The following is an 11,933-nucleotide window of genomic DNA, read 5'->3' on the forward strand; positions in this document are numbered from 1 at the left end:
ATTTTTGCTGGTCGCTGCTCTTATGACCTCTGTTTCTGCCCATGCCGAAAACGTGGCCGTGACTGGCGGTGCGGTCGCGGGTGTGCTTTCCGAAGGCGTCACTGCCTTCAAGGGCATCCCCTATGCCGCCGCGCCCACGGGCGCCAATCGCTGGCGCGCGCCGCAACCTGTCGTGGCGTGGCAAGGCGTGCGCGACGGCAGCGCCTTTGGCCATGACTGTGCGCAGGCGCCGTTCCCGCCCGACGCCGCGCCGATCACCACCACGCCTGCCGAGGACTGCCTTTACCTCAACGTGTGGAAGCCCGCCTCGGCCAAGGCCGGGGACAAGCTGCCGGTGATGGTGTGGATTCATGGCGGCGGTTTTGTGAATGGCGGCTCGTCGCCGGGCGTCTATTCGGGCCAGAATTTCGCGCGTGACGGCGTGGTTTTCGTCAGCCTCAACTATCGCCTCGGCCGCTTTGGTTTCTTTGCCCATCCGGGTCTGGCCTCCGAAGGGCTAGGGGGCAATTTCGGCTTCCTCGATCAGATCGCGGCTCTGAAATGGGTGCAGGCCAATGTCGCCAAATTCGGCGGTGACGCTTCGCGCGTGACTGTGTTTGGCGAAAGCGCGGGCGGCATGAGCATGCATATGCTGCTGCAATCCCCTCTGGCGCGCGGGCTGTTCAGCCAGGTCGTGATCGAGAGCGGTGGTGGGCGCAATGGCACCTTGCCCCAGCCGACGATGGCCAAGGCCGCGCGGGTGGGGGCCGAATTCGCCCCCGGCCTGAGTGCGGCCCAATTGCGCGCACTGCCCGAGGCGCAGGTGACCGGCGATCTGTCAATGTCGAGCATGGGCCAGAAGGGCTATTCCGGCCCGATGGTCGATGGGCGCACGATCCTTGGCGCGCCTGATGATGCGATTGCCGCCGGGCTGACCGCCGATGTGCCGGTGATCGTGGGCGCCAATTCGGCCGATGGCTTTGCCTTTGGCACGGATAAGGACAAGGTCTTTGCCCAGTTCGGCGCCGATGCCGATGCCGCGCGCAAGGTCTATGATGCCGATGGCACCAAGCCTGCGGGTCATATCGCCATGGGCATCAGCGCGGACAAGATGTTCATCGAGCCTTCGCGCCATGTCGCCCGGCTGATGGCGGCCCGAGGGCAGAAGGTCTGGCTCTATCGCTTTGGCTATGCTGTGCCCAAAATGGCGCAGGCCATCGGCGGTGCGGCCCATGCCAGCGAATTGCCCTATGTGTTTGACACAGTCCCCGCGCGCAAGGGCGATGCCCCGATTGCCGAGGAACAGCCCGTGGCCAGCATGACGCATCGCTATTGGGTGAATTTCGCCAAGACCGGCAAGCCCGATGCAGCGGGCGTTCCGGCTTGGCCGCAGGCGAGCGCCACGACGACGAGCGTGCAATGGATCGACGGCAAGGGCGCAAGCCATATCGAAGATCCCTATACCGCGCGGCTGGATTTTACCGCCAGCAAGATCGGCGGGTAAGCATGAAGGGGCGCCGGGTCAAACCGGCGCCCCTTTTCGCATCAACGGAAACCGTTCTTTTTCAGGAAGTCCGCGCTGCCCTTGATCGCGACCATCAGATCGTCGGCGCGGTCCTGTTCGACAAAGAAATGCTCGACGCCGGTGGCTTCGGCGGTCTTGATGATGCCTTTCATGTCCAGATTGCCATCGCCCAGATAGGTCAGATATTTGAACAATTCGATCCACTGGGTGGAATCGCCGCCATCATGGTCGAAGCGGTGGATGCCTTTCATATCCTTCAGGTGGACCATCTTGTAGCGGCCCTTGTAGCGGGTCAGATATTCCTTGGGATCGCCGCCGCCGGCAAAGTTCCAATAGACGTCGAGTTCGAGGAACACCGTTTTGGGATCAGTGGCGTCCAGCATGGTGCGCAGCGGGATCTTGCCATCGACCGGCATCAGGCCATAGCCATGGTTGTGATAGCCAAAGCGGACGCCGTGCCGGGCGGCATCCTGCCCGATCTTGTTGAACAGATCGGCGGCGCGTTTGTAATCGTCAAACGTCTTGCGCATGTCGGCGGGTAGCGAAGGCAGCGTCACATAGGTCGAACCAAGCGCATGGGCTGCCTCGGCCAGCCTGCCCATGCCGTCGCGCAGGGTGAAAATGTCGGTGTGGAGCGAGGGGACCGTCAGCCCGTGACGCTGCATGATGGTTTTGACCTGGGCTGCGGTATGGCCAAAGAAACCGCTGCCTGAAAAGCCGAGGCTGGGGGTCACGGCGGCCCAGCTCGCCTTGCCGCGATCATCGCTGAAATCATAGGGGCCGTACATTTCCAGTTCGCGGTAACCAAGCCCGGCCAGCATCGCGATGGTCTTTTCAAAATCCTGCGAGAGCAGCTTGGCCACAGTCCACAGCTGGATGCCAAAGGCGCGGCCCTTGGGGGCGGCCAAGGCGGGCGAAGCGGCGCTGAGCGCGGCCAAAGCGCCCGCACTTGCGAGGAAATTACGTCTGTCCATGATTTCAGGTCCTCTGCTTGGTATCGTTTTCAAGTCCGCGCAAATTCCTCCAAGGCCCTTCTTGGGTCAAGGCCGCATTCGTATCTTTGCCGGGATTTTATACCCTCTCCCGTCCCCGATGCGCGGCCAGACAGGCCGTGATGCTGGCCACCAGCAGGCCAAAGGCGCCCAGCTCGGCCATGGTGGGCCAGCGCGCCTCCCACAGGAAGCCGTAAAGCAGCGCAAAGAGCGTTTCGAACAGGATCATCTGGCCCACAAGGGTGAGAGGCAGCAGGCGGCTCATCCGGTTCCAGAGCGCATTGCCCGCAATCGAGGCCAGCAGCGCCACCCCGCCCGACACGATCAGAAACCGCGTCCAGTCCGCGCCATCGTGATGCGCCACGCCGATGATCAGCGCCACCGGCACAAGGCAGAGCGCCTGCGCGCCCGTCATCACCCCGATCAGCAGGTTCCAGTCCTGCGCGCCGATCGTGTGCAGCCGCACCAGCCAGCGCGCATTGCCTACCGCATAGGCGGTCCACGAGATCAGCGCCCCGGTGGCGCAGGCCATGCCAATCAGCTGATTGAACGAATGGCCGGCTATGGCCTGGCCCACCGCCTGCCACCCGATGCACAATCCCCCGCCCGCACAGAGCAGCAGCGAAGGCACCAGCCGAACCAGCGGTACCGCATCATGGTCGCGGCTGCCGATGATGGTCACGGCCACGGGCAGGAAGCCGATGATGAGCGAGGTCATCGCGATCCCGCCCATCTGGACGGCGGCCGAGAGCAGGAAATAATAGACCGTGTTGCCCGCCAGCGAGAGCCAGACCAGCGCGATCAGCCCTTGGCCGCCGATGTGATGCACAAGACGGCGCAGGCGCGGCGCAATCGCAACCAGCGCCATCAACCCATAGGCAATATAGCGCCCGATGGTCAGTTCGAGCGGACGAAACATGCCCGCCAATTCGGGCGCCAGAAACACCAGTCCCCACAGCGCCCCCGCGCCCATGCCGCAGCCTATGCCCAGCAAGGACATGCCTCGGCGCGAGGGGAGGGGTTGGACCATCTGCATAAGACTTGTTCTCGCCAAAGGGGATGGTGCGGGTTATATCATCACCGTGCCGGTTTGTTGGCGCGAATTTTGGCAGTACAATGCAACAAAAACTCACCAAAGGGGGCGTAATGGCTAAAAGCACCCGCTCGCTCGATGCTTTCGATTTGGCGATTCTGCGCATCATTCAACAGGACAACAAACGCCCCCAGCGCGAGATCGCGCAAGCGGTGAACCTGTCCGCCGCCGCCGTGCAAAGGCGGATTGCCGCGATGGAGGAGGCCGGCGTGATCGCCGCCAATGTCGCGCTGGTCGCGCCCGATGCGCTGGCGCTGCCGATCACGGCGATTGTCGAGGTGCATCTGCGCGACGAACGCGCGGCAACGGTCGATGCGGCCAAGGCGCTGTTTTGCGCGGCGCAGGAGGTGCAGCAATGCTATTATGTGACCGGAGGCATCAGCTTTGTGCTGGTCATCATCAGTCAGGACATGCGCGCCTATGAGGCCCTGACGCGGCGGCTGTTTTCGGAAAGCGATCTGGTCCAGAGGTTCCACACATTGGTGGCGCTGGATCGGGTCAAAACCGGGATGATGTTGCCCATCTGATGCCGCCGATCTGGCGCCGCACCGGGGGGAGAGGCCCCGATGCGGCGCCAGACATCAACGCGCGTCCTGAAGGATCAATTCGGCCGCCCGCGCGGCCACCAGCATGGCGGGACCATTGGTGTTGCCCGAAACCGGCGTGGGCATGATCGAGCAATCGACCACGCGCAGCCCATCGACCCCATGCACCCGGCAGCGGCCATCGGTGACCGAAGTGGCCCGGTCGGTGCCCATGGCGCAGGTGCCCATGCCATGCAGGCCCGGTTCGGCCATGGCGCGCACGGCATCGATCAATTCGGCCTCGCTCTGGATATGATTGCCCGGCACGCGCTCGTCGCCCACATAGGCCGAGAGCGCCTCGGCCCCGGCAAAGCGACGCAGCAGGTGGAACAGTTCGATGGCCTTTTCCTGATCGAAGGGATCGGACCAGATTGCCGGGTCGACCAGCGGCGAAACTCGGAAATCGGGCGAGGTCACCGTGACATGTCCTCGGCTGCGCGGGCGCAGGTGATAGGCCGAGAAGGTGATGCCGGGGCGGTTGCTGATCGGGCTGCCGGGCTTTTCGGTCATTTCCTGCACCGTGCGCATGGCAAAGGCGGCGGCGGCAAGCTGGAAATCGGGCCACTCGGGCGCGGTGCCCTTCGATGGCACCAGCAAAGTGATCGGCAGGCCCACGCGCGCCAGCGGGCCGCTGCGCGTCAGGAAATAGCGCAAGGCATTGGCATAGAGGCGCGGCGCGACATATTCGCGGTTGGTGCCCGGATTGTTGTGCAGATCATAGGAAATGCCCATCTTCTGATGGTCAACCAGATTGCGCCCCACCATCGCCAGATCGGCCTGCACCGCCACACCCAGACGCTGAAGCTCCGCCCCCGGACCCACGCCCGACAATTGCAGCATTTGCGGCGAGCCATAGACGCCCGCCGACAGGATCACTTCGCCGCGCGCATGAATGGCGATCTCCGCGCCATCGCGCTCGACGATCACGCCCTTGGCGCGGCCCTGCTCGATGGTGATGCGCTTGACCGGATTGTTGGTCAGGATGGTGAGATTGGGCCGGTTGCGGATGGGCGCGACAAAGGCCTCATAGCTGGAGGCGCGCTGGCCGGTTCGGCTGACAGTATATTGGGTGCGGCCGGCGCCGGGTGCGCCCGGCGTGGTGATGTCATCGGTCCATGGCGCGCCGATCGAGGCTGCGGCCTGCGCAATCGCGTCGAACACGGGCGATTGATAGGTCGAGGGCGTGATCTGCAATTCGCCGTCGCGACCGCGGCCTGCATGGGCGCCGGGCGCGCGATAGGATTCAATGCTCTTGATGCAGCGCGCCATTTCGTCCCAGCCCCAGCCGGTCAGGCCGCGCGCGACCCAGTCGTTGTAATCGCCGGGCTGTCCGGGCAGATACCATGTGCCGTTAATCGCCGAAGAGCCGCCAAGGCCCCGGCCATAGGCCTGCATTTCCTTGCGGCGGCCCGGTTGCTGGACAACGGGATAAGCGCGAAAATAGTCCGGCTTGCCCATGATTTTGACAAAGCCGCCGGCCATTTTGATGAACGGGTGCTGGTTGTCGCCGCCTTCCTCGATCAGCAGAACCTGATGGCGCGGATCGGCGCTGAGACGGTTGGCCAGCACGCAGCCTGCCGAGCCTGCGCCCACGATAATATAGTCGAAACTGGCCATGTGTCCCCGCCCGAATCCCACAAATGATAATAGAACCTCTATTCGCTTTCTTTCAGCACGACCCTTGACCCCCTGTCAAGCATCAATTAGAAGTGAAATTCCAATTATTCAAATCCGCCCCTCATCAGGGCCGTTGAAATCCAGCGATAAAGGGAGAGTGCGTTATGCTGCCTGTTGAACGAATCATCGGAGAGGAGGGCCTGACCGCCACCCCGCGAGGGGCAAGGCTGGCGATGCGCCTGCCTTGGTATCGCTCCTTGCCGTTTTCGACGGTTGAGGTCGCGGGCGTGACGCTGGACGGGGCGCCGGTCGATCTGACCGATGCGGTCGTCGAATTTGACGACGCCAGCTTCCCGCTTGCCGAGATCGGCGAGCAGACCAATGCGTTCTGGTTCGTGCGCGACAGCGCGTTTCTGGTGCTGCCGGGCGTGCAGCTGGCGGCCGACAGCGAGCATGAAGTCTCGCTGCTGCTGCATGTGAACCCGCCCTATATTCCGGGCATGAAGCGCGTGAACCCGCAAACCGCCACGCTGCGCGTCAACTGATCCGACAGGAGTTGCCATAATGACTGTTGCCAATGGCCCGCAGATGGGCGTTACGCTTTATTCCTTCACCAACGAATGGCTGACCCGCCAGTTCGAGCTGGACACGCTTCTGCGCGAGGTTGCCAAGCGCAATCTGGGGCCGAACATTGAAATCATCGGGTTTCAGAGCTTCAAGGAATTTCCCGATGTTTCGGATGATTTCGCATCCTATTTCAAGGATCTGATTGCCGAAACCGGGCTTAACCCGGTGTCCTGCGCGATCAATTCGGATCGCTTTATGAAGCCCGGTCAGCAGCCGATCGACGATGCTGATCTGGTCGAATATCATAAGCGCCAGTTGCGCAGCGCCAAGAAGCTGGGCTTCAAACTGGCGCGCGGGCAATTCGCGCTGCCGGCGCATCTGCTGCCCGAACTGGCGCCTTTCTGCGAAGATCTCGGTATGCAGATGGGGGTTGAGGTTCACGCCCCGATGTGGGCACGCCACCCGGCCGTGCTGGAATATCGCGAGATGTATGAAAAGCTGGATTCGCCCGCCTTGGGCTGGATTCCCGATTTCGGCGGCACGGCCCGCGCCATTCCGCCCAGCCTGCTGGACGCCGCGCGTGCGATCGGCACGCCCGAGGCGCTGATCGAGATCACCAAGGAGATCTGGGCCGAGGATGGTCCGTCCTATGTCAAGGCGGGCAAGCTGCGCGAAATCGCAGCGGCCAAGGGCTATGAGCAGGCGCATCTTCAGGCCTGCACGCTGTCCTTCTTCATCCTGTCGAACAATGATCCCAAGAGCTGGGCCGAACTGGTGGACCGCACGATCCATATTCACGGCAAGTTCTATGGCGTGAGCGACGAGGGCGTGGAAGAAGCGATCCCCTATGAGGAGATCCTGCCGCTGTTCCGCGACGGCGGGTTTACCGGCACGATCGTGTCGGAATGGGAAGGCCATGCCTATTGCGCCGTCGACGCCTTTGAGCAGGTGCGCCGCCATCAGGCGATGTGCCGCCGCATTCTGGCCGAGGCGCCGGTTGCGGCCTGAGGCCGGGATTGCGTGAAAATCGAAGGGGGCGGCGGGGCATCAACCCGCCGCCCTTTTTCGTATCAGGCCGAGCGAAGATAGGCGATGCACATGCGCGCCAACTCGCCTTTCAGAATGTCCCAGTCCTGCGTCGGGCTCGATTCACTGGTCGAACCAAGGCTGAGCCGCCGCGCCAATGTTGCGAAGATGATCTGATAGACTGACTGGGCGCGCAATTGCGCGTCTGCCCCGCCTATTTCCCCGCTATATTCCAAAAAGGCCCGCGTCGAGGCGGCCACGGCATCATCGGCGGCCTGTTTGCCAAGGCCGGAAATCTGCCCGTCCTGTTCGGCGCGCAACATGGCAAGGCGCAGCAGCGGTGCATGCAGGCGCAGGACCTCGGCATAATCGGCGACGTAGTTTTCGACAAAATCGCCCAGATTATCGCAACTGCGCACCAGCTGTTCGAACATCGCATCCTCGGCATCGCGCAGGTCCTGCATCGCCTGCACCAATACCGCGCGCACCAGCGCATCCTTGCCTTCGAAACGCAGATAGATCGAGCCGATGGAAACCTGCCCCCGGCTGCTCACCTCCTGCAGCGTGAAATCCTCATTGCCGCGTTCCAGCATCAATTCGCGCGCAGTGGCCTGCATTCGCTCCAGCGAGGCCTTGCTGCGGCCCTGCAAAGGCGCGCGGGCGAGGGGCAGGGAGGAAGCGGGGGTTTCTTCGGACATCAAGGGCAACCTGCATGGGACCGGCGGAAGCTATGGCCCATAACCTTAATCGTCCTAGGCGCCAAACGGCTTTTGGAGCGCGGGTTTGCCGATCTGCATGGCCAGCAGGCCGCAGATGACAGCGCCGGCCAAAGCCGCCCCGCCCGCGGCCAGAAAGGCCATCTGCATCGTGCCCAGAGCGCGTGCGACAAAGCCGACGATGATGGGCGAAACGGCCTGTCCCAGAAAGAAGGCGCTGGTCCACAGACCCATGCCGCGCCCGCGATGGGCAAAGGAGAATTTGGACTGCGCCCATGCGATCAGCGCCGGGACCGCCATGCCCGCGCCGGTCTGTTGCAAGATGAGGCCCGCCTGCATCGAAAGCACATTATGCGCCAGGCCGATTCCACCCAGCCCCAGCCCCAGCATCGCCAGAAAACCCCCGATCTGAACCGCATTGCCATAGCGCGACAGGATGCGAAACAGCACCGATCCGGCCAGAATGAAGAAGCTGGGCACGAAGGTGGCTTTGCTGATCGCCATAGGATCGCTCAGGCCCACCTCGTGCCAGACGATGCTGCCATTCACGATGAACACGTAATAAAGCACCGAGGCAAACAGCGTCAGCCCCCCCACGGCCAGCGCCGAACCCATCGGAAAGGGCTGGGCCGGTTCGCTGGCGACGGTGATCTCGGCCTTGGGGCGGTTGGGTTCGAACAGGAAGAAGTACATCGAGATGAAGATCGGAAAGGCGATCAGATAGACGAGGAAGCCGCCATTCCAGCGCACCGCCGCGACGGCCGCCACCAGAATGAACACCAGAGGCTGAAAGAACGGTCCGACCAACCCTTGCAGCATCAGCCAGTTGCGCCGCCCATTGTCATCCCAGTAATCGGCGATAAGCGTGTTGACGATGGTCAGAATGCCCGCCTCGCACACACCCAGCAGGATGCGCGAGGCGATGATCGCATCCAGATTTTCCATCAGGAACGGCGCCGCCCCCACCACGCCATAGGCCAGCGTACAGGCCAGCAGCAGCGGCCGTCGCCCATAGCGATCCGCCAGCGCCCCGGCAAATGGCGCCAGCAGCGCAATCGCATAGCCCGGCGCCGTCACCATCGCGGGCACCCGGATCGCCGCATCGGGCAGATCCTTGAAATGGCCGATGATGGCCGCGACCACCGGAAACATCGCGATGATCGCAAAGACCGGCAGAAAGCCCGCCACGATCATCGTGAAACCCTGCGGCTTCAAGGTCAGGCTGCGATAGAAATGGCGCAAAAAGAGCATTGGGCTTGCCTCATCCGGTCTTATAAAAAGGGCGACGGTGATTGCCTCACCGCCGCCCAGAGGCCTCACGCAGCAAGCGCGAGTTGCTTGGTGTCCTTTGTGGTGGGCACAAAGGGCAGATAGGATACGCGCATCCGCACGGCGAAGGTGATCGCATGGGTGCCTGCGGGCAGCCCCCCGTTCAGCGCGACGATCCGGGCCTTTTCGCCGAAATTCCAGCGATTGTCATAGACCGTCTCCATTTCGTCCAGCGTATAGGTCTGGCCGCGCACCGAGAAGCGGATGGCTTCACGCGGGATCGCCGCGCCATCGACCGAGACGATAATGTCCTCGATCATGGAAAGGCCAAGGCCGCGATAATAGGGCAGGCGGCCAAGGAAGGAAAAGCCGCCCTCTTCGCGCTGAAGGCTGCCTTCGACGATCATCTTGTTGTCCATCATGGGCTTGGGTTCCTTTCAGGCCGCGACGGTGGTGTTGAGGGAAGGCTCGACGCTTTCGCCCAGCAGGCGGGCCAGCATCACCTGCTGCCGGCGGACCTGCTCGACCGAGTCCGGCTCCTGCGCATCTTCGATCCAGCGGTTGCCTTCATATTCAGAGCAGATATAGCCCTGATAATTGCCCTGTTTCAGCACCTTGACGATCTGGTCATAGGGGATCGAGGGTTCGACATATTCCTCGTCCATCTGATAGAACTTGCCGTGGATATTGTGGATGCGCGGCATGTAATCCAGCATCCGCTTGGGCTCAAACGCGGCATTGTGGCGCAGCGTTTCGGCCATGGCGATGGCCGGACCCGTGCCGCCCATCTGCTGTACGTTCAGGATCACATATTCGGACAGCACGCGGTCCTCATAGGCCTGCTCGACATAATCGGCGATCGCTTTGGGTACGCCGATGCGCAGGAACTTTTCCTTCCACACGGGCGGAAACCTGAACAGGAACATGCCCATGTCGGGCAGGAAGCCCAGCGCGTCAGAGCCCGACTTTTCAAAGGCTTCGGCATGGCGGATGATCCAGGGGTGGTCGAAATGCAGCGGAGCATGGACCTCGATCAGGATCTTGATGTTCTTTTCCTGCGCATAATCCGCAGCGGCCACCAGCACCGCCGGATCAATCGAGACCAGAGCGCGGATAAATTTCATGCCAAGCCGGGCGCCAAAGTCGATGTCGTTCTTCACGCTGGCGACCTGCTCGTCAAAGGGCATCTCGCGGCCCTTGTAACGCTTGTAATCCAGCATGAAATCGTGGCTGACGGGCACGCAATCATATTTGGCCATCAGCCGGTGCCAGTTGTCGACATCGTCCTGCGCCACGCCGCATTCGGGCCAGCCCCAGAAGGTCTGTTCACCGATGATCTCGATGCCATGGGCGCCCAGCGCCGCGCTGGTGCGGATGCAGTCTTCAAGGCTCATTTTGCCCTGAAACGTCTCGTTCTGATAGGAATAGAGGCTGACGCCCCGCTTGATAGTGTTGCTCACAGCAACCTCCGTCTCATACGCGGTTTCGTTCGAGCGGGTAGGCAAAGCGATACGACCACGGCCGCGATGGCGGTCATGACGGCATTCTCTCTCCCCTGGGGCTTCTTTGTGCCCTATTTAGAATTAACATTCCTATATTTGCCAGGGGCCGTCAAGCCTATTATCGACGCCCATCATCCCGGCTTTCATCATGCAGCGGCAAGGTGACCTTGCCGGTCGCCGCCCATTCGGCCCCGCGCAGCATCATGTCCTGAAGCCCGGCGAAATGCAGCGAGACCTCATCATGGCCCACCGTCATCGAAAAGACGCGGCCCTTGCCGTAATCGGCGGTCCATAATTGCGGATGGTCGGCGTCTATGCCCTTCATGGCTTTCAGCTTTTCGGGCGTATAGGCGGTCGGATCATATTTGTTGCTCATCAGCTTGGGCGCATAATCGGCCGCGCCATCGCGCGCGGTGGCCAGAACGTGGATCTTGGCCTCCGGGTCGATGCTCATGTTGGTGTACATGTCATCGTTGAAGGTCCAGATATAGTCACGCATCCCCGCCGTGATGGGGTGGCTCTTGTCGATGATATGAATGGGGAAGGAACCGGGCGGCGCGCGGCGGCTCGATCCGGGCTGCATCACCGCGCCCACCAGCCGCTTATATTCGGGAATGTCGCGGCCCCAAGTAAACGAAGAGTGATAGGCCACCAGTCCGCCGCCTTCGCGCACATATTGGTAAAGCGCCTTGAAGGCCTCATCCGACCACAGGTGTTGTTCCGGATCGGCATAGTTCCAGCGGCTGGAATAATTGAGCAGCACCACGTCATACGATTTGAGCATGGCCGGCGTGCCATGGTCGAAATCCTCGGTCACGCGCACGTCGAAGCGGCCGCTTTCCTGCATCAAACCGCGCAGCATGTTGTTCATGCCGGTCCAGTCATGTTCATACGAGTTCTGGCCGGAGATGATGAGAACACGCAGTCGCTTTTCCGCCGGATTGACCGGGATGGCGACCTTCTGCACCGTTTCGGGCGGGCGGTAATTGATGGTGACGATGGGCTGCGCGCCCGCCACCGAGGCCCATGCACCCGCCAGCGCCATCCAGAGATGTCGTTTCAT

General features: G+C 62.1%; 12 protein-coding genes. 4 read left to right on the plus strand and 8 right to left on the minus strand.

Annotated features, from left to right (window positions below; genetic code table 11):
• Window positions 1–22 precede the first annotated feature (22 nt).
• Window positions 23–1,483, plus strand: coding sequence for a carboxylesterase/lipase family protein (locus FHW96_RS09575; protein WP_253950854.1), 1,461 nt, complete (start codon window positions 23–25; stop codon window positions 1,481–1,483).
• Window positions 1,484–1,524: 41 nt separating this feature from the next.
• Here FHW96_RS09575 and FHW96_RS09580 read toward each other — a convergent pair whose 3' ends face one another.
• Both FHW96_RS09580 and FHW96_RS09585 read right to left on the minus strand, forming a co-directional pair.
• Window positions 1,525–2,478, minus strand: a complete 954-nt coding sequence (locus tag FHW96_RS09580; protein WP_172340343.1) for a sugar phosphate isomerase/epimerase — start codon at window positions 2,476–2,478, stop codon at window positions 1,525–1,527.
• Window positions 2,479–2,575: 97 nt separating this feature from the next.
• Entirely contained in the window at window positions 2,576–3,496 is a 921-nt protein-coding gene (locus FHW96_RS09585) for a DMT family transporter (RefSeq protein ID WP_216650844.1), read from the minus strand.
• 146 nt (window positions 3,497–3,642) lie between these two features.
• On the opposite strand from FHW96_RS09585, the gene FHW96_RS09590 reads away from it, so the two are divergent.
• Window positions 3,643–4,116: an Lrp/AsnC family transcriptional regulator gene (locus tag FHW96_RS09590; protein WP_172340345.1), complete on the plus strand. Its 474-nt coding sequence runs from the start codon at window positions 3,643–3,645 to the stop codon at window positions 4,114–4,116.
• A 54-nt stretch (window positions 4,117–4,170) separates the two neighbouring features.
• Here the strand turns inward: FHW96_RS09590 and FHW96_RS09595 are convergent, their stop codons facing one another.
• Window positions 4,171–5,790, minus strand: coding sequence for a GMC family oxidoreductase (locus FHW96_RS09595; protein WP_172340346.1), 1,620 nt, complete (start codon window positions 5,788–5,790; stop codon window positions 4,171–4,173).
• Between the two features lie 164 nt (window positions 5,791–5,954).
• Here FHW96_RS09595 and FHW96_RS09600 point away from each other — a divergent pair, with 164 nt between their 5' ends.
• Together FHW96_RS09600 and FHW96_RS09605 are read left to right on the plus strand one after the other, a co-directional pair.
• On the plus strand, window positions 5,955–6,335 hold the full coding sequence (locus FHW96_RS09600; RefSeq protein ID WP_172340347.1) for a DUF6379 domain-containing protein: 381 nt from the start codon (window positions 5,955–5,957) through the stop codon (window positions 6,333–6,335).
• 19 nt (window positions 6,336–6,354) lie between these two features.
• Window positions 6,355–7,365 (plus strand): sugar phosphate isomerase/epimerase, encoded by a 1,011-nt coding sequence (locus FHW96_RS09605; protein ID WP_172340348.1) that lies wholly within the window; start codon window positions 6,355–6,357, stop codon window positions 7,363–7,365.
• Between the two features lie 62 nt (window positions 7,366–7,427).
• Here the strand turns inward: FHW96_RS09605 and FHW96_RS09610 are convergent, their stop codons facing one another.
• From FHW96_RS09610 to FHW96_RS09630, 5 genes are all read right to left on the minus strand, one after another.
• Entirely contained in the window at window positions 7,428–8,081 is a 654-nt protein-coding gene (locus FHW96_RS09610; RefSeq protein ID WP_172340349.1) for a TetR/AcrR family transcriptional regulator, read from the minus strand.
• A gap of 54 nt (window positions 8,082–8,135) precedes the next feature.
• Window positions 8,136–9,350 carry an MFS transporter gene (locus FHW96_RS09615; protein ID WP_172340350.1) on the minus strand — a complete coding sequence of 405 codons (1,215 nt, stop codon included), beginning with the start codon at window positions 9,348–9,350 and terminating at the stop codon, window positions 8,136–8,138.
• Between the two features lie 65 nt (window positions 9,351–9,415).
• The gene (locus FHW96_RS09620; protein ID WP_172340351.1) at window positions 9,416–9,790 is read right to left on the minus strand and encodes a DUF6379 domain-containing protein; all 375 of its coding nucleotides are present in this window, start codon (window positions 9,788–9,790) and stop codon (window positions 9,416–9,418) included.
• A gap of 15 nt (window positions 9,791–9,805) precedes the next feature.
• A complete protein-coding gene (locus FHW96_RS09625) occupies window positions 9,806–10,828 on the minus strand; it encodes a TIM barrel protein (RefSeq protein WP_172340352.1) in 1,023 nt (340 codons plus the stop codon).
• A 160-nt stretch (window positions 10,829–10,988) separates the two neighbouring features.
• Entirely contained in the window at window positions 10,989–11,933 is a 945-nt protein-coding gene (locus tag FHW96_RS09630) for a ThuA domain-containing protein (RefSeq protein WP_172340353.1), read from the minus strand.

Origin of the sequence: Novosphingobium sp. SG751A (genome assembly GCF_013149295.1) — a bacterium.
Lineage (GTDB): Bacteria > Pseudomonadota > Alphaproteobacteria > Sphingomonadales > Sphingomonadaceae > Novosphingobium.